Origin of the sequence: Staphylococcus sp. IVB6240 (assembly GCF_025558425.1) — a bacterium.
Classification (GTDB): Bacteria; Bacillota; Bacilli; order Staphylococcales; family Staphylococcaceae; genus Staphylococcus.
On sequence record NZ_CP094718.1, the window covers coordinates 1,217,056 to 1,234,618 of the forward strand.

Consider the following 17,563-nt stretch of genomic DNA (forward strand, 5'->3'; position numbering starts at 1 on the left):
GTATCATCATATCAAAGAGTTTGTGCAAAATAAAAGGAGTGGCATTTATGAATTTTGAAGAAAAAACCATTGAGAAAGAATCCATTTATGAAGGGCGTATCATCCGTGTAGAAAAACACCTCGTATCATTGCCAAATGGAGAAACAGCAACACGTGAAGTTGTCAAACATAATGGAGCTGTTGCGATCTGTGCCATGACACCTGAAGGCAAAGTACTGCTTGTCAATCAATACCGTAAACCTTTAGAACATATGTTATTGGAAATACCCGCCGGAAAGCTTGAACCTGGAGAAGATCGAGAAGACGCTGCAAAACGTGAATTAGAAGAGGAGACAGGCTATCGTGCTCATTCACTTCAACATATTGGAGATGTCTATGGCACACCTGGATTTTCAAATGAACTGATTTCTATTTACTTTACTGATGATATTGAAAAGGGGGAAATGAATTTAGATGCTGATGAGTTTGTTGAACCTATTCAATATTCATTATCAGAGGTGGAAGAAGCGGTAAAAAATAGGAACGTCAATGATGCGAAGACTTTAATTGCATTTCAATATGCATTATTAGTTTATAATCATTCTAAATAGTCGCACATTATCAATTGCTTTTTTTCTCATTTACTGGTATTTTATAGTCATATAAACAATACTAATTTTAATTATCAGTAGAGGAGTGAAGCTGCCGTGGAAGAACGACTCAATCGCGTAAAGCAGCAATTGCAGCAGTCATCGTATAAGTTGACACCACAACGTGAAGCAACGGTACGTGTCCTTATCGAGAATGAGGCAGACCACCTCAGTGCAGAAGACGTTTATTTAAAAGTAAAAGAAAAAGCACCAGAGATTGGACTTGCAACAGTCTACCGTACATTAGAACTATTAGCAGATATTAAAGTGGTAGACAAGGTGAGTTTTGGAGATGGTGTGTCACGTTTTGACCTCCGCAAAGAAGGGTCTAAACATTTCCATCATCATTTAGTATGTATGGAATGTGGACGTGTAGATGAAATTGATGAAGATTTGCTACCACAAGTTGAAGAACGTGTTGAAAATGAATTTGAATTTAAAATTTTAGATCATCGCTTAACTTTCCATGGCATTTGTAAAACATGCCAACAAGAAGGAAAAGGATCTGAAGTATAGGAATCTATTAGAATTGAGGTCATAGTATGGAAGAGGTTCGTGATGAGTATTTACGGTTTATACAGCTTGAAAAAGGGTTGTCGAAAAATACAATTGCGGCATACAGACGTGATTTAAATCAGTATATCGAATATTTAAAGTCACAAAAGATTGCGCAACTGGATTTTGTCACGCGTGATGTGATACAGCAATGTTTTGCTGCAAAACATGATGAAGGACATTCGGCAAAATCCATTGCACGTTTTACCTCAACCATTCGTAGTTTTCATCAATTTGCACTCAGAGAACGCTATACTTCTCAAGATCCAACTGTTTTAATTACCACACCCAAATATGAACGTAAGTTGCCAGACGTTTTGTCCATTGATGAAGTAGACCAACTCTTATCATCTTTTGATTTAAATAAACTGAATGATTATCGTAACCGAACGATGCTCGAGTTACTCTATGCAACCGGCATGCGTGTTTCAGAACTGATCTTTGTAGAAACACAAGACATTAATTTGGTCATGGGCTTTGTTAAAGTATTTGGTAAAGGGAATAAAGAACGTATTATTCCACTGGGAGAAACAGTCATTCAATTTTTAACTCACTATTTACAAGAAGTACGTCCAAAGTTATTGAAAAAAACGGTGACGGATACGTTATTCCTTAATCTTCATGGTAAACCTCTTTCAAGACAAGGTGTCTGGAAAATAATTAAACAAGCTGGATTAAAAGCTGGATTAACGAAACGCTTAACACCGCATACATTGAGGCACTCATTTGCAACACACTTATTAGAAAATGGGGCAGACTTGCGTGCTGTTCAAGAAATGTTAGGTCATTCTGATATTTCAACGACCCAATTATATACACATGTATCAAGTACACAAATTAGAAAAATATATCAATCCTACCATCCTCGCGCTTAAGTTCAGGTTGGAAAGATTAAAAAGAGACTAGTATTCCAAGGGGGTATCTGTTCCCGACGAATACTAGTCTTTCTCTTTATTTTATGAGTGCCTTAGTTGATACGCCACTTCACGTGCACGGATAACTGAAGAACGATCACGATTACGGTGGTGATCTAAAATATCTGGTGTACTAACAATATCCTTACGCACCGTATAATCATGATATTGTGCTGTAAGTGTTTGAATCGTGTCATCCAAAAGCGGAAGTCGAATCGGTGTAAAAAGTTTTTCTAGGTTGATATCAGAAATTAATTGTTTTATCAGTTGACGAAATGCCATACCATCTATACCAAATTGTGTCATGACAGTATCTGAGTATTGGTTGAAAATATTTTCAGCTTTTCGATACGTACGCAACGCACCTCTAAAATTTCCTCGTCGGTAATGATAAGATGCAGTCGCAAATAAAATTAATCCCACAACAAAATCTTGTTTTTCATATTGATCTTGCGCTTTCCATGCTTCTTCTAGAATGTCATGACATAGAAAATAATGCTGTTGTGTATGAAATTGATAGTAATATTCTAATAGTGCATTTCGCATCTTATTCACTCCTAAATTTATTCCTGTTAGTAAACATGCTATAATATTTTTTGGTAAGATGCACCTAACATGCAAAATAGAGAGGCTTTCAAATGTATGAAGTAAAATTAGATGCCTTTAATGGCCCTTTAGATTTATTGCTCCATTTAATTCAACAATTTGAAATTGATATTTATGATATTCCCATGAATGCATTAACAGAACAATATATGCAGTATGTTCATGCCATGAAACAATTGGATATCAACGTTGCAAGCGAATATTTGGTCATGGCCTCAGAATTGTTGATGATTAAAAGTCAATTATTGCTTCCTGAACATTCATCCGATGAGATGGTGGAAGAAGATCCACGTGAGGCATTAGTAGGTAAACTGCTCGAATATCAAAACTATAAAGCATATGCAGAAATGTTGAATGAGAAAAGAGAAGCACGTAGTCACTACTACACCAAAACAGCGACTGATTTATCAAAATATGAGGTAAACGAACGAATACCTGAAGGAACACATATTGATCTAACGAAGCTAATTGTTGCTTACCAAAAGATGAAGCACCGAATTGCACTTAAAAAACCAAGAAGTGTAGAAATTCAAAAAGAAACCTTTACCATACAACAATCAACGGCACATATTTTCCAACAACTCGACAAACAACAAAAGATTACATTTTTTGATTTATTTACGTTCAACGAGTCGATTGAACATGTTGTCACACACTTTTTGGCACTATTAGAGATGGCAAAAACTGGTGTGATTCAGCTTCAACAAATTGAGGCATTTCATAATATTGAAATTACAAAAGGAGTTAACTATGGCACACAATCTTAATGCTGCAATTACTGCTTTGCTCTACACAGTTGGGGAAGATGGCATAGAAGCGGAACAACTATTAACCTCGTTAAATATAGATGAAGCAACGCTCAATGAAGCATTAAGTGCTTTAGAATTGCCGGGGTTAATGATTCAAAAATATGGAAACACCTATGTTTTAACAACGCAAAAGGATATGGAACCTTATATTGAGTCTCTCATCTTAAACAAGGTGTCTACTAACTTATCACAAGCGGCCATGGAAGTATTGGCCATTATTGCGTACAATCAGCCAGTAACGCGTAGTGATATTGAATTAATTCGCGGAATCGCATCGGATGGCCCTGTTAAAACACTTATTGCAAAAGGTTTGGTAGAACCACAACAGGATCCAGATGTGAGAGGTCAGCAACTCTACACAACAGATTTATTTTTAAATGTATTTGGATTGAAACAAATTGAAGAATTACCAACGACAGATGAAGAAACCGAAGAAATAGAATCGTTTTTCAGTAATCTTGTTAATCAGAAAGGACAAACAACAAATGAGTAAAGAATTAGAACGTTTACAAAAACGTATCGCAAATAGTGGATACACATCACGCCGAAAAGCAGAAACATTGATTCAAGAAGGAAAAGTTCAAGTGAATGGTGAAACCGTCACGGAACTAGGAACAAAAGTTCGCCCATCTGATGAAGTATCCGTAGAAGGGGTTCCTTTAGAACTAGAAGATAAATTATATATTTTATTTTATAAACCTACACAAGTGATTACAAGTGTCTCTGATGACCGCGGTAGAAAAGTGGTAACAGATTACTTTGATGACTTAGAAACACGTATTTACCCAGTTGGAAGATTGGACTATGATACATCAGGCTTATTGCTTTTAACAAATGATGGTGAGTTCACGAACCTTATGACACATCCAAAATACAAAATTCCTAAAACGTATATCGCTAAAATTGAAGGCTATATTTTAAGAGAGCAAGTGAAGGAATTAGAACGTGGCATTGTATTAGAAGATGGTAAAACACAACCTGCAAAAGTCAAAGTGAAAAAACAAAATAAAGAGAAAAATACATCTCTTGTTGAAATCACCATTACAGAAGGGCGTAACCGCCAAGTAAGACGTATGTTTGAACACTTTGGATTTAAAGTGAACAAATTATCTCGTGTGACGTTTGGTCCACTTGATTTGAAAGGGCTTGGTGCAGGAGAGGGTCGTGTGTTATCACCACATGAAGTGAAAACATTACGCCAACTTGCGCAAAGCAGTGCACAATAAATTATTTTTAATATTAAATAATTTATAAAATCCTTAATTGGAAGATCGAGCATAAAAGATGAGCACTGCCTTTCAATGACGAATTATAAATAAATGTATCATGCTTTCAAAGGGCTATATCAAATATGCTTTAACATCATATATGGATATAAATTTTTAATGCTTTTATGAACGTCACTAAACTGCACATTATTAAAAAATGCACTAACTTAATAAGATAGAAATACATTATATGAACATTTACCGCATCGTAATTAAAATATTATTTTTATAAAATAACCAATTAAAAAGATGTGTCTAAAAGTGGATTTTGCTGCGGTTTACATCGCTATTTTTGGTTGTCAAGAGCCCTTGACAGTATGGTATAATAGGCAATGACTTTTTTATTATGTAACATAAGTGGGAGGTATGTCTTGTGACTAAGGAAATATTAGTCGTTGATGATGAACACCGTATCAGAAAATTATTAAGGCTATTCCTTGAACGAGAGGGGTATGAGGTCGCAGAAGCGGATAATGGCTGTGAAGCATTTGAATTGGCAACAAAATATGATTATGCGTGTATCTTGTTAGACTTAATGTTACCAGAGATGGATGGGCTTGAAGTTGCAACGCGCCTTCGCGAAACAAAGGATACACCAATCATTATGTTGACAGCAAAAGGTGAAGAAAATAATCGTGTTGAAGGATTTGAGTCAGGTGCTGATGATTACATTGTAAAACCTTTCTCACCACGTGAAGTTGTGTTACGTTTGAAAGCATTGTTGCGACGTACACAGTCTGCAACTGCAGAGCAAAACGAACCACATGCGCGTGACATGATTGAATTTGAGCATCTTACAATAGATAATGATGCGCACAAAGTGTTAGCTGATGGCTCACCTGTTAACCTAACACCTAAGGAATATGAATTATTAATTTTCCTTGCCAAAACACCGAATAAAGTATTTGATCGTGAACAATTATTAAAAGAAGTTTGGCATTATGAATTTTATGGGGATTTACGTACTGTTGATACTCATGTTAAACGTTTGCGTGAAAAGTTAAATCGTGTATCATCTGAAGCAGCATTAATGATTCAAACGGTATGGGGCGTAGGATATAAATTTGAGGTTTCACAATCTGATGAAACGTCTAAATAGCGTCGTCGTAAAACTGTGGTTAACTATTATTTTAATAGTAACGACAGTTTTAATTTTATTAAGTGCTGCTTTAATCACATTTATTCAATATTATTTCACGCAAAAAACTGAAGAATCCTTATACAATGATGCCAAAAGTATCAGTACGGTTATTGAGAAAAGCAAAAATCGTCAATTGGCCATCAATCATAGTGAAATGCTGCTTGAAGGTAATAAAGGGGTTATCATTTTACCAGATTCAAACAACGCTTTCTTAAAAGACAAAGAAAAGAAAGAAATGTTAGCGTTTATTAAGCAAGATAAAGATCTTAATAATATCAAACTGACACAAAAAAAAGAAATCAAACATGTTTCTATTAAGGTGAATGATAAAAAACAAACCTATTTATTACTGGGGTATCCAACTATTGATCATAACGGTCAAAAATCTGTCATTTATATTTATGAAGATTTAAGAAGTATATCAGATACAAACAATGTGGTAGCAATTATTATCTTAATTACAGCAATCATCTTTTTAATTGTTACTACGATTTTTGCATTCTTCTTATCATCACGAATTACAAACCCTTTGAGATTATTTAAAGAACAAGCACAAGAAGTTGCGAAAGGTCATTATGATCAACAGGTACATGTGCAAACAAAAGATGAAATAGGTGAACTAGCGATTGCCTTCAATCAAATGAGCCATAATATTCAACATCATATTGATGATATTACAACGTCTAAAAATATTAGAGATACTTTAATCAATTCTATGGCACAAGGAGTGCTCGGTATTAATCATCAACGCGAAACCATATTATCCAACGAATTAGCTGATAATATGATTGGAGAAATGACTTCAGATGATATTTTACTTTTTGAAAAACAAATCAATGATACTTTCAAGAGCCAACAAACAGAATATCGGGAATATGAAATCAATCAAAAACATTATGCTGTTGTCATGAGTTATATTGATCAAATTCAAACCAATAAGCAAAGTGGCCTTGTTGCAATTATTCGTGATATGACAAAAGAACATCATATGGAGCAAATGAAAAAAGACTTTATAGCGAGTGTATCGCACGAACTTCGCACACCGATATCTTTGCTCCAAGGCTATACAGAGTCAATTGTTGATGGCATTGTCACAGAGCCTGAAGATATACATGAATTTCTCTTAATCGTATTAGACGAATCTAAAAGATTGAGTCGTCTGGTTAATGAGTTGTTAGATGTCGCAAAAATTGATGCTGAAGGGGTTAATATTACGAAAGAAGTACGGCCGATGTCTGAACTCATCCATAAAATGGGAACAAAATATCGTCAAATTGCTAATGAACTGTCATTAACGCTAGATTTTCAACAAGATGGCGTCATGAAAGATGAATGGCATTATGACTTCGACCGTATGGAGCAAGTACTTACAAACCTTGTAGATAATGCATCACGTTATACAAGTCCTGGTGACACAATTGCGATTCATGCAAAGGAAACACCTACAGAACATGTTTTAACGATTCATGATACAGGTGTCGGTATCTCACCAGAACATTTAGATAAAGTATTTGAACGTTTCTATAAAGTAGATGCTGCCCGTACTAGAGGTAAACAAGGGACTGGATTGGGTCTCTTTATTACAAGAATGATTATTGAAGCACATCGCGGATCGATTGATGTTAAAAGCGAAGTAGGAAAAGGGACTGCTTTTATAATCAAACTCCCAAAAAATAGTTAATCACTTAAAATTTAAACTTCTCGTCTATATGATTTTACACCTTTATTTAAACATATAGATGAGAGGTTTTATTTTATGCAGTGCGTAAGCAACACTGTTGTATTTATTAATTTCATTAGGTAAAATAATGCTAAATAAAATAATTGATTTATTCATCTTCGGGGTTGGGTGTAATTCCCTACCGGCAGTAAATTTAAAGCCTGCGACGGGGTTGAGATACATTAAATTTTGCACCAGGAAACTGATAAATAGTATCCTAAATGCTTTTGTCTCAATCTCTTGATCTAGTGAAATTCTAGAGCCGACAGTTAAAGTCTGGATGGGAGAAGATGGAGGTTTCTTTGTGCTGCGCAAATGCCTCCTATTCTAGAAGAATGAGAATCAGAAAAGGAGACATTTGAATTATGCAACAAACCAAACAAACAAGAAGATTAATCATCACGGGAATCCTGAGTGGTATTTCGGTCATTTTGATGTTTATCAAATTCCCATTACCGTTTTTACCACCGTATTTAACACTTGATTTTAGTGATGTACCTGCATTACTTGCGACATTTACTTTAGGTCCAATCGCCGGATTACTAGTTGAGTTTATTAAAAACTTATTAAACTTCTTTTTCTACCTTGGAGATCCAGTGGGACCATTAGCTAACTTCCTGGCTGGAGGTAGTTTACTACTTACTGCATATTATATTCATAGACAAAAGCCAACAACACGTGGCATGATTCTTGGATTGGCTTCAGGGACAATCGTCATGACAATTGTATTAAGTATTATGAATTACTTTGTACTTTTACCATTATATGGCATGATCATGAACTTATCTGACATTGCGACAAACTTGAAAGTCATTATTACAGCAGGAATTATTCCATTTAATATTATTAAAGGAATTGTCGTTTCATTATTATTCGTATTACTTTATAAACGACTTAAAAATGTTCTTAAAATATAAAAATAAGCAAACAAAGAGCGATGAGGAAATCACCGCTCTTTGTTTGCTTATCTATTTAAATTTAGCATAATGTAAGGTACAATACGCTTAAACTTATGTTATTCAAACTTTAATGCATCGCCATCAAAAGTCTCTTCTTCGACTTTGATAGAGTCAGTAGGGCAGCCTTCAAAAGCGTCCTCCAAGTCTTCATATAGTTCTTCTGGTACGGGCGTTGTGCCTTGGTTATCATCTAAAATAACATATGCAATTCCTTCATCATCATAGTCATAGATGTCCGGGGCAGCTGCACCACAAGCACCACATGCGATACAAGTATCCATATCAACAATTGTATACTTAGCCAATTTTTTCGCCTCCCTTTTCAAAGTGCCATACTAGCATTATAATTTCATTGTAGTTTGGATTTGTTTATTTTTCAATATATACGTTTTATTAATGAGGTTATCTATATGAAATCAATCATTTCTTATGCATATCAACATGCACATCCCTACAAAAATAAAAAAAGCATATATAATATTATCATAGGTAAAAAGACCCATCAAACCTTTTTTGATGCAACCTCTTTAAATCTCTTAAGCCTTTTTGGAAGTATTCCAAATTTAAGCTTCAAAGATTTTGAAAATATCACTGAATCAGAACACGATATGAACTTATTACTACCCACATCGTCATCTGTAACATACACCATGTTACAACATTCTTTTATAACATTGCAACTGCTGATTCAAACACTATCACAGGCACAACATCAAGAGATGCAGTTTATACCATTAACATCACAAACCGACATTCATCAGAGAGTGCGTTATATATATTTATACATTAAAAAGCAACAAAGAGAAGAAACAGTAAAGCTTGAAATCCATGAACTTTTTGACCAATTAAACAAAAAACATTCTCAAAGTATCGTACACTACTTTTTAACAGGTTATGATGAAACCATGTATACCATGCAGCAAGTGGCACAGATTAATAAAATAGATCATGACACTGTTTTTAAATTTTATTATCAAGACCTTATGTACATATATGAATTATTGTCAGATAAAGAACTTTTTCCTATTTTACACCATTGTTTATCATCATATTCACTTAGTCATACATTAGCACGAACAGAGTCTTTCCTTTTCCAAGGACTGACTGTCACGCAAATTGCAAACCGTATACATCTCACCGAAAATACGATACATGATCATATTTTAGAATTATTTATGCGTGGCCATTTGACAAAATATGAAGATTTTTTAACAGATGATATAGAATCATTTTTAATTTTCTATCAACAACAACCTTATCAACGGCTCCGTTTTTATAAAGAACATTTTGATCAGATGAGCTACTTTGAAATTAAACTTGCAATAGTTGGTTTATCGAAAGGAGCATTACATGCTTAAAGCTGCATTAAAACAGTATTTCGGTTTTTCACAGTTCAGAGAAGGACAAGAATCACTTATCCAAAGTATTTTAGAAGGTCATAACGCATTGGGAATATTACCCACAGGTAGTGGTAAAAGTTTATGTTATCAGCTCCCAACATACATTAAACAACAAACAACATTAATTATTTCTCCATTAATATCGTTAATGGATGATCAAGTAATGCAAATGAAAATGAAAGGGGAACGTCGTGTCGTTGCAATTCATTCAGGGATGTCTTCAGATGAACGACGTATGGCATATCAACAACTTGATGATGCTTTATTTATATTTGTAAGTCCTGAATTCATATTACAACCACATCATTTATCACGTTTTCAAAATATACAATTAGGACTCATTGTACTCGATGAAGTTCATTGTTTATCTGAGTGGGGATTTGACTTCCGTCCTCACTATGCACTCATTCGAAAGGTAACTGATTTATATCAGTATATCCCTATATTAGCTTTGACAGCGACAGCCACGAAACATTTACAAGCCGATATCGAATTTGTCACGAAAAGATCTTTTAAGTTATTACAATCTGAAATGGATCGCCCAAATATATCTTTAGCTGTTAAACATATGGAAAGTTATCAAGAAAAAATCGATTGGGTTTTAGAAACCATTGCAACTTCCGGACCAACAATCATATACGTTTCGTCAAAAAAGGTATGTGTAGATATTGCTGAACAGATATATGCATCGGGATATCTAACCGGAATTTATCATGCGGACTTGAGTTATGAAGAGCGATATACGGTTCAGCAACAATTTTTAAATAATGATATACGTATTATTGTTGCAACAAGTGCCTTTGGAATGGGTGTTAATAAACCTGATATTCGGACCGTTATCCATTTTCATTTATCTAATAGTCCTTCTAGTTATCTACAAGAAATAGGTCGTGCAGGTCGTGATGGGCAACAGAGCCAAGCGATTGCACTCTATCAACCAGATGATCAATATTTACTTGAAACACTTTCTTTGGCAAATACCATCACAGAAGAAGATATTCAATTATTTGAAGCTGGAACACTGATTGATCATGAAAAACATGACATTCTTATGCTGTTAACACAACAATATTCAAACACAAAGCTCCACGAGATATTCCGACAAAATTTCCAACAAAAGTCAATCGCACTTCAATTTATGTTGAAATATGCTCATACAGGTTCTTGTCGCCGGAAACTACTTATGAATTATTTTGGTATGACAGTATTAACAAAAGATAATTGTTGTGATATTTGTGGCATCACCCATACAATTTATGAAAAAAATAGAAAAAAAGTACTTAGAAAATTTACTTATAAAGAAAAATTAGAAAGTTTGTTCTAAACAACCCCGGAATGCTTTACACCACAATTTTAAACACGCTATAATCTATTTAAGAAGTATAATGAAAATAAGATTGAATGAAGGAAATGCGCACATTCTAAACACTTAGTTCTAAAGTAAGTTATCACGTATTTGTAGCGTAAAAGAAAGGATGAAAAAAGTGTCAAAAGATAATTTTAAAGATGAATTTGAACGAAATAGACAAGAAATCAATCCTAGTAAAGAAGATACATCACAGATTGATGACACAGCTAATGAACAAACTGATTCATTAGAAAACAAAAATATGCAGCATTTCCCACCACGTAATACACCAAGAAGACATCGTAAGCGTGTGCGTCACAATGGAAATGCACAAGAATCAAAATCAACGACTGACTCAGATGATAAACAGAAAGATGCACATAAGAGTGTGGCTGGTACTACAGGTGCAGGAGCTACTGCTTCAAAAGACATAAAGCAGTCTCCTAAGTCTGAAGTAAAACAACAACCTAAAGATAACAATAATAAGGAGAAAGCTGCTGGTGCGGGGGGTGCTGGTGCGGCTGCTTCCAAAAATTCGAATCAACCACCTAAATCTGAAACAAAACAACAACCTAAAAATGATAATAATAAGACGACAGCTGCTGATACTGGAGTTGCTGGTGTTGCTGGAACTGGCGCGGCTGCTTCTAAAGATGTAAAACAATCTCCTAATTCTGAAACAAAACACCAACCTAAAGATAACAATAATAAGGCGAAAGCTGTTGGCGCGGGGGTTGCGGCAGGAGCTGGTGCAGGGACGGCTGCTTCTAAAAAGGCAAATCAATCACCTAAATCTGAAACAAAACACCAACCTAAAAATGATAATAAAAAAGCAAAAGCGGGTGCAGCTGCTGGAGTAGTCGGTGCGGCTGGCGCTGGCGCAGCTGCTTCTAAAAATAATGCTGAAAAACCTAATACTACTGTTTCTAATGGCGCTGGTGGTGGCGGCTTCTTGATGCGTTTACTACCGATCATCGCGGCAATTTTACTTTTAGGTACGATTGCAATTTTTGGTGGTATGTATTTATTCAACCAAGATCAAGGCTCAAATAATAATGATACACAATTAACACAAAAAGCAGATAAAGATGATCAAAAAGCAGCTAAACAAAAAGCTGCCAAAGAGAAGGCCGAAAAGGAAAAAGTAGAAAAAGAAAAGGCTAAGAAAGAGCAAGCTGCTAAGGAAAAAGCAGAAAAAGAGAAAGCGGAAAAAGAAAGACAGGCACAATTAGCTGCAAATGAATCTGCAAACAACCAAGATACTAACAATCAATACACGGATCAAAATACAAATCAACAGTATTCACAAGACCAACAACAGCAACAACAAGCACAAAATGCTGGAAATCAATCACATACTGTAGGTGGCAGCGAAAACTTATACCGTATCGCTATTCAATATTATGGTAGTGGATCACCTGAGAATGTAGAAAAAATTAGACAAGCTAATGGTATTAGTGGTAATAACATTAGTAACGGACAACAACTAATTATCCCATAACGTGAAACTTTAAAAGAAGTATTATCTCATTTTGAAAGATAATACTTCTTTTTTGGTATTAACACATCATAAAGCTATGCTCTGAGAAACCGATTATCAGTGTTTAAGGAGTAGGATTTTCGGCAGAACTATGAATATTTCGTCAAAATTTGAAATGCATTTTTATCATTGTTCGGTACTGCTAAAATCTTAATTGCTTTTGTCCTAGCCTTAGTATTGTCAAAACTTATTCATTTAGTTTAGTGGTAAAAATTGCTATAATGTTCGAGGATTAGATAGATTAAATGTACGTATATACCATGCTAGTATGTGAATAGGAGGAAAGACTGTACTAAAATAGCATAATATGATGAGATCTTCATATTTTTTAGTTACAGTAACGAAGATGAAAACGGTCGAAAGTATCATTATCGGTGGTGGACCATGTGGCTTAAGCGCTGCAATTGAACAACAAAAAAAGGGAATTGAGACACTCATTATTGAAAAAGGGAATGTTGTTGAAGCACTCTACCACTACCCAACACATCAAACATTCTTTTCATCAAGTGATAAGCTAAGTATTGGTGATGTTCCATTTATTGTTGAGGACTTAAAACCTCGTCGTAATCAAGCACTTGTCTATTATCGCGAAGTTGTAAAACATCATCAATTAAAAGTCAATACTTTTGAAGAAGTACTGACTGTTCGTAAAATGAATAATCACTTCACAATTACAACGACAAAAGATGTTTATCAGTGCCGTTTCTTAACGATTGCGACTGGTTACTATGGCCAACCAAATACTTTGGAAGTGGATGGTGCAAACTTATCAAAAGTCATGCATTATTTTAAAGAGGCACATCCATACTTCAATCAAAACGTTGTGATCATCGGAGGTAAAAACTCAGCCGTAGATGCGGCGATTGAACTAGAAAAAGCAAATGCAAACGTGACAGTGATTTATCGTGGATCAGAATATTCTCCTTCTGTTAAACCTTGGATTCTTCCAAACTTTGATTCGCTTGTTCGTCGTGGTAATATCGATATGCATTTCGATAGTCATGTGACAGAAATTACCGAAACAAGCGTCACTTTTGAAACAAATGGCGTTTCCAAAACGATTGATAACGACTTTGTATTTGCGATGATAGGGTACCATCCAGACTATGATTTCTTACAATCTGTAGGTATTGAAATTAACGAAACAAATTTTGGTACTGCACCTCAATACAACAAAGATACATTCGAGACAAATATTGAAAATTGCTATATTGCCGGAGTTATTGCAGCTGGTACGGATGCAAATAGTATCTTTATTGAAAATGGTAAATATCATGGCGTCTCAATTGCACAAGATATCTTAACTAAAAAACAATCACCATTAGAATCATAATATAAAAGCAAAAGTGAGAGGTAATTGATCTTAAATGATCTACCTCTCACTTTTTATATTAGTTATTGAAATAATCACGAATCATCTGATGATCATAACCATTACTTAACGCCACTAGCAATTTTAAGCGTGCTTTCTGACCATTCAATCCATTTGAGAAAATAACACCTTTATTTTGTAATTGGTGACCCCCACCTGCGTAACCATAGACAGCACTCACGATACCGTTAAATGAACGTGATACAAGAACAATCGGAATATTTGCATCCAAACATTTGTCTAAACCATCTACTGCTGTAGGTGGTAAATTTCCTTGTCCTAATGCTTCAATCACAATACCATCGACTTGTTTTTCAGCATAAAAATTAAGAATCTCACTACCCATATCCATATGCGCTTTAATGAGCACCACATCTAAGTCAGTATCAATATCAGGCAGCCCTTTTTTAGCGTAAGGACGATGATGAAAATAAATACCTGATTTTGTTATGACACCAAGTGGCCCATGGTTTGGGCTTTGGAAAGTATTTGTATTCGATGTATGTGTTTTAGTAACATTGCGTGCAGTATGTATTTCATCATTAAAGACGACCATAACGCCCTTTTGATGGGAGTCATCAGCAGAAGCGACACGTATTGATGCGATAAAATTATAAAGGCCATCTGACCCAATTTCATTCGATGAACGCATAGCCCCCGTAATGACGACTGGTTTTGAAGTCACAAGCGTCAAATCTAATAAAAATGCTGTTTCTTCTAATGTATCTGTTCCGTGTGTAATCACAAATCCATCAAATTCGTCTACATGCGTCATAATCAATTCTTTTATTTGTTTCACATGATTAATTGTGATATGCGGAGAAGGGACTGTAAATGGCATCACTTCTGTAATATCGGCATATTTCTGAATTAATTCTTGATGATTTGCGATTGGATTATCACCATTTGTATTCACAGTATTAGATTCATCTTCAGACATACTAATTGTTCCGCCCGTATGAATCACTAATAATCGTTTCATTCAATTTCCTCCTCGTAAATGTCTCTCTTATTATGATAAAATATTGTCATACAAACAACAACAAGGAAGGTTTATAATGACAGCTATTAATATTGCCATTGATGGCCCAGCTGCTGCTGGAAAAAGTACAATCGCAAAACGTGTTGCGACAGCTTTAAATATGATTTACGTTGATACAGGTGCGATGTATCGTGCAATTACTTATTTCTACTTAAATCATCAAAATTCATTTGAAAATTTTGATGAGATGATGACAAAAGTGGATTTAAATCTCATTTATGACGAGGAAAAAGGTCAACGCGTGATATTGAACAATGAAGATGTCACTGACTACTTGCGCAGTAATGAAGTCACAGACAATGTGTCATTTGTCGCGTCTAAAGATGCTGTACGTAAGTATTTAGTGAAAGCCCAACAAGCATTAGCAGAAAATAAAGGCATTGTTATGGATGGTCGCGACATTGGAACGACTGTTTTACCTGAAGCAGAAGTAAAGGTTTATATGATTGCATCTGTTGAAGAACGTGCTCAACGCCGTTTAAAAGATAATGCAGAACGTGGTATCTCTTCAACACTTAAGCAATTGAAAAAAGATATTGCAGATCGCGATGCATATGATATGAATCGTGAAATATCACCGCTTGTTAAGGCTGAAGATGCCATTGAAATCGATACAACAGGGTTATCAATAGAAGACGTAACAGAACGTATACTACAACTTGCAAATGACGCAAAAGCAAAATAAGTTGAAAATGTGGAAATTTCTTGACAATTTCCATTATTTGTAAGATGTTATAATTATGTAGTATTACAAGGAGGCATATATGATGACAGAAGAATTCAATGAATCAATGATCACAGACATTAAAGAAGGCGACAAGGTTACAGGTGAAGTACAACAAATCAATGATAAACATATTGATGTTCATGTGAATGGTGCAAAGTTTAATGGAATTATTCCTATTAGCCAATTAACAACGCACCATGTTGAAGATGCCAATGAAGTTGTCAAAGTAGGCGATGAAGTTGAAGCATATGTAACAAAAATTGAAGTAGACGAAGAGAATGAAACTGGCAGCTATATCTTATCTAAACGCCAAGTTGAAGTAGAAAAATCGTATGCATCATTACAAGAAAAGCTTGATAATAATGAGACGATTGAAGCTAAAGTAACTGAAGTAGTTAAAGGTGGATTAGTTGTAGACGTAGGTCAACGCGGTTTCATCCCTGCATCACTCATTTCAACTGATTACATTGAAGATTTCTCTGATTATGAAGGGAAAGTACTTGAACTTAAAGTTGAAGAGTTAGATCCTTCAAATAATCGTGTCATCCTAAGCCGCAAAGCTGTAGAAGCAGAAGAAAATGCTAAGAAAAAAGAAGATCTTTTAAATAGCATTAAAGAAGGCGATGTTTTAGAAGGTAAAGTGGCACGTCTTGCAAACTTTGGTGCATTTATCGATCTTGGCGGCGTAGACGGATTAGTTCACGTATCTGAGTTATCTCATGAGCACGTATCTTCACCGGAAGAAGTCGTTGCTGTGGGCGATACTGTCAAAGTAAAAGTACGCTCTGTAGAACCAGGCTCTGAACGTGTATCTTTATCAATCAAAGATACATTACCAAGCCCATTTGAAACAATCCAATCTAAGTTTAATGAAGGAGATATCGTAGAAGGTAAAGTGATGAGACTTGCTAGCTTTGGTGCATTTGTTGAAATTGGACCAGGCTTACAAGGACTTGTGCATATCTCTGAAATTAGCAACAAACATATTGGTTCACCAAATGAAGTGCTTGAGCCAGGTCAAGTGGTTGATGTGAAAATCTTAGGAATTAATCCTGCAGAGGAACGCATCTCACTTTCAATCAAAGCAGCTGCACCTGCTGAAGAAACGAATGAAGCTTCACAAGAAACAACAGAACAATATACATTATCTACAGATGATGAAAGCAACAATCCAACATTAGGGGATATGTTTGCTGACAAATTCAAAAACCTTAACCTATAATTTTAATGTCTCAAAACAGACTGAAAAGTTGTTCAGTACAGCTTTTCAGTCTGTTATTTTGTGCTATAGTTATTGAATTCATGATTGAGCTAATGAGACATTGAGAAACTGATTAACAGTCTTCGAAAACCATTAAAAGGTGTCGAGATAATATCTTCAGCCACAACTTTTCATTCGATAAAACTAAAAAGTGATATTCTCTGTACTCTGATTGGGCTCAACCCTTAACTACTCCTTTCACAACCTCTTCGTATTTCCCTTAATAATTAGGACCATGTTATAATGTGTGTAACTTTGTTCAAAGGAATCAA

Annotated in this window: 18 protein-coding genes and 1 riboswitch; of the genes, 15 read left to right on the plus strand and 3 right to left on the minus strand. The window is 35.1% G+C overall.

From position 1 onward, the window contains the following. The first annotated feature begins 47 nt into the window (after nucleotides 1-47). The 3 genes from MUA88_RS05965 to xerD all read left to right on the plus strand — a co-directional run bounded on the left by MUA88_RS05965 (nucleotide 48) and on the right by xerD (nucleotide 2,059). Complete coding sequence (locus tag MUA88_RS05965) at nucleotides 48-590, plus strand: NUDIX domain-containing protein (protein WP_262605215.1); 543 nt, start codon at nucleotides 48-50, stop codon at nucleotides 588-590. A 96-nt stretch (nucleotides 591-686) separates the two neighbouring features. Further along, nucleotides 687-1,145: a ferric iron uptake transcriptional regulator gene (gene fur / locus MUA88_RS05970; protein WP_262603284.1), complete on the plus strand. Its 459-nt coding sequence runs from the start codon at nucleotides 687-689 to the stop codon at nucleotides 1,143-1,145. A gap of 26 nt (nucleotides 1,146-1,171) precedes the next feature. Continuing rightward, the gene (gene xerD, locus MUA88_RS05975) at nucleotides 1,172-2,059 is read left to right on the plus strand and encodes a site-specific tyrosine recombinase XerD (RefSeq protein ID WP_262603285.1); all 888 of its coding nucleotides are present in this window, start codon (nucleotides 1,172-1,174) and stop codon (nucleotides 2,057-2,059) included. Between the two features lie 81 nt (nucleotides 2,060-2,140). On the opposite strand, the gene MUA88_RS05980 is transcribed toward xerD, so the two are convergent. After that, nucleotides 2,141-2,644, minus strand: coding sequence for a DUF309 domain-containing protein (locus MUA88_RS05980; protein ID WP_262603286.1), 504 nt, complete (start codon nucleotides 2,642-2,644; stop codon nucleotides 2,141-2,143). A 92-nt stretch (nucleotides 2,645-2,736) separates the two neighbouring features. Here MUA88_RS05980 and MUA88_RS05985 point away from each other — a divergent pair, with 92 nt between their 5' ends. The 6 genes from MUA88_RS05985 (at nucleotide 2,737) to MUA88_RS06010 (ending at nucleotide 8,559) form a co-directional block, all read left to right on the plus strand. Continuing rightward, complete coding sequence (locus MUA88_RS05985) at nucleotides 2,737-3,471, plus strand: segregation and condensation protein A (RefSeq protein ID WP_262605216.1); 735 nt, start codon at nucleotides 2,737-2,739, stop codon at nucleotides 3,469-3,471. Beyond that, entirely contained in the window at nucleotides 3,455-4,006 is a 552-nt protein-coding gene (gene scpB / locus MUA88_RS05990; protein WP_262605217.1) for an SMC-Scp complex subunit ScpB, read from the plus strand. The genes MUA88_RS05985 and scpB overlap by 17 nt, the downstream gene beginning before the upstream one ends. Continuing rightward, nucleotides 3,999-4,739, plus strand: coding sequence for a pseudouridine synthase (locus MUA88_RS05995; protein ID WP_262603289.1), 741 nt, complete (start codon nucleotides 3,999-4,001; stop codon nucleotides 4,737-4,739). Before scpB ends, MUA88_RS05995 begins: the two co-directional genes overlap by 8 nt. Before the next feature lie 415 nt (nucleotides 4,740-5,154). Next, entirely contained in the window at nucleotides 5,155-5,880 is a 726-nt protein-coding gene (locus MUA88_RS06000; RefSeq protein ID WP_262603290.1) for a response regulator, read from the plus strand. Beyond that, nucleotides 5,864-7,603, plus strand: coding sequence for an ATP-binding protein (locus MUA88_RS06005; RefSeq protein ID WP_275982310.1), 1,740 nt, complete (start codon nucleotides 5,864-5,866; stop codon nucleotides 7,601-7,603). Before MUA88_RS06000 ends, MUA88_RS06005 begins: the two co-directional genes overlap by 17 nt. A gap of 150 nt (nucleotides 7,604-7,753) precedes the next feature. After that, nucleotides 7,754-7,938: riboswitch (FMN riboswitch) on the plus strand. A 69-nt stretch (nucleotides 7,939-8,007) separates the two neighbouring features. Next, entirely contained in the window at nucleotides 8,008-8,559 is a 552-nt protein-coding gene (locus MUA88_RS06010) for an ECF transporter S component (RefSeq protein ID WP_262605218.1), read from the plus strand. A 98-nt stretch (nucleotides 8,560-8,657) separates the two neighbouring features. On the opposite strand, the gene MUA88_RS06015 is transcribed toward MUA88_RS06010, so the two are convergent. Further along, nucleotides 8,658-8,906, minus strand: a complete 249-nt coding sequence (locus tag MUA88_RS06015; protein WP_044358884.1) for a ferredoxin — start codon at nucleotides 8,904-8,906, stop codon at nucleotides 8,658-8,660. 105 nt (nucleotides 8,907-9,011) lie between these two features. Between MUA88_RS06015 and MUA88_RS06020 the strand changes: the two genes are divergently transcribed. From MUA88_RS06020 to ypdA, 4 genes are all read left to right on the plus strand, one after another. Further along, nucleotides 9,012-9,959 (plus strand): helix-turn-helix domain-containing protein, encoded by a 948-nt coding sequence (locus MUA88_RS06020; protein WP_262603292.1) that lies wholly within the window; start codon nucleotides 9,012-9,014, stop codon nucleotides 9,957-9,959. After that, entirely contained in the window at nucleotides 9,952-11,325 is a 1,374-nt protein-coding gene (locus MUA88_RS06025) for a RecQ family ATP-dependent DNA helicase (RefSeq protein ID WP_262605219.1), read from the plus strand. The genes MUA88_RS06020 and MUA88_RS06025 overlap by 8 nt, the downstream gene beginning before the upstream one ends. A 160-nt stretch (nucleotides 11,326-11,485) precedes the next feature. Continuing rightward, nucleotides 11,486-12,850, plus strand: coding sequence for a LysM peptidoglycan-binding domain-containing protein (locus MUA88_RS06030; RefSeq protein WP_262605220.1), 1,365 nt, complete (start codon nucleotides 11,486-11,488; stop codon nucleotides 12,848-12,850). 385 nt (nucleotides 12,851-13,235) lie between these two features. Beyond that, the gene (gene ypdA / locus MUA88_RS06035) at nucleotides 13,236-14,222 is read left to right on the plus strand and encodes a bacillithiol disulfide reductase YpdA (RefSeq protein ID WP_262603295.1); all 987 of its coding nucleotides are present in this window, start codon (nucleotides 13,236-13,238) and stop codon (nucleotides 14,220-14,222) included. Between the two features lie 58 nt (nucleotides 14,223-14,280). Here the strand turns inward: ypdA and MUA88_RS06040 are convergent, their stop codons facing one another. Next, nucleotides 14,281-15,243 (minus strand): asparaginase, encoded by a 963-nt coding sequence (locus MUA88_RS06040; protein WP_262603296.1) that lies wholly within the window; start codon nucleotides 15,241-15,243, stop codon nucleotides 14,281-14,283. A 76-nt stretch (nucleotides 15,244-15,319) separates the two neighbouring features. On the opposite strand from MUA88_RS06040, the gene cmk reads away from it, so the two are divergent. Both cmk and rpsA read left to right on the plus strand, forming a co-directional pair. Then, complete coding sequence (gene cmk / locus MUA88_RS06045) at nucleotides 15,320-15,988, plus strand: (d)CMP kinase (RefSeq protein WP_262603297.1); 669 nt, start codon at nucleotides 15,320-15,322, stop codon at nucleotides 15,986-15,988. Between the two features lie 79 nt (nucleotides 15,989-16,067). Continuing rightward, the gene (gene rpsA, locus MUA88_RS06050; RefSeq protein WP_262603298.1) at nucleotides 16,068-17,252 is read left to right on the plus strand and encodes a 30S ribosomal protein S1; all 1,185 of its coding nucleotides are present in this window, start codon (nucleotides 16,068-16,070) and stop codon (nucleotides 17,250-17,252) included. The last annotated feature ends 311 nt before the right edge of the window (nucleotides 17,253-17,563 follow it).

Coding starts and splice junctions, on each gene's coding strand:
- MUA88_RS05965 (WP_262605215.1), top strand. CDS start 48: ATGAATTTTGAAGAAAAAACCATTGAGAAAGAATCCATTTATGAAGGG.
- xerD (WP_262603285.1), top strand. CDS start 1,172: ATGGAAGAGGTTCGTGATGAGTATTTACGGTTTATACAGCTTGAAAAA.
- MUA88_RS05980 (WP_262603286.1), bottom strand. CDS start 2,644: ATGCGAAATGCACTATTAGAATATTACTATCAATTTCATACACAACAG.
- MUA88_RS05985 (WP_262605216.1), top strand. CDS start 2,737: ATGTATGAAGTAAAATTAGATGCCTTTAATGGCCCTTTAGATTTATTG.
- scpB (WP_262605217.1), top strand. CDS start 3,455: ATGGCACACAATCTTAATGCTGCAATTACTGCTTTGCTCTACACAGTT.
- MUA88_RS05995 (WP_262603289.1), top strand. CDS start 3,999: ATGAGTAAAGAATTAGAACGTTTACAAAAACGTATCGCAAATAGTGGA.
- MUA88_RS06005 (WP_275982310.1), top strand. CDS start 5,864: ATGAAACGTCTAAATAGCGTCGTCGTAAAACTGTGGTTAACTATTATT.
- MUA88_RS06010 (WP_262605218.1), top strand. CDS start 8,008: ATGCAACAAACCAAACAAACAAGAAGATTAATCATCACGGGAATCCTG.
- MUA88_RS06020 (WP_262603292.1), top strand. CDS start 9,012: ATGAAATCAATCATTTCTTATGCATATCAACATGCACATCCCTACAAA.
- MUA88_RS06025 (WP_262605219.1), top strand. CDS start 9,952: ATGCTTAAAGCTGCATTAAAACAGTATTTCGGTTTTTCACAGTTCAGA.
- ypdA (WP_262603295.1), top strand. CDS start 13,236: ATGAAAACGGTCGAAAGTATCATTATCGGTGGTGGACCATGTGGCTTA.
- MUA88_RS06040 (WP_262603296.1), bottom strand. CDS start 15,243: ATGAAACGATTATTAGTGATTCATACGGGCGGAACAATTAGTATGTCT.
- cmk (WP_262603297.1), top strand. CDS start 15,320: ATGACAGCTATTAATATTGCCATTGATGGCCCAGCTGCTGCTGGAAAA.
- rpsA (WP_262603298.1), top strand. CDS start 16,068: ATGATGACAGAAGAATTCAATGAATCAATGATCACAGACATTAAAGAA.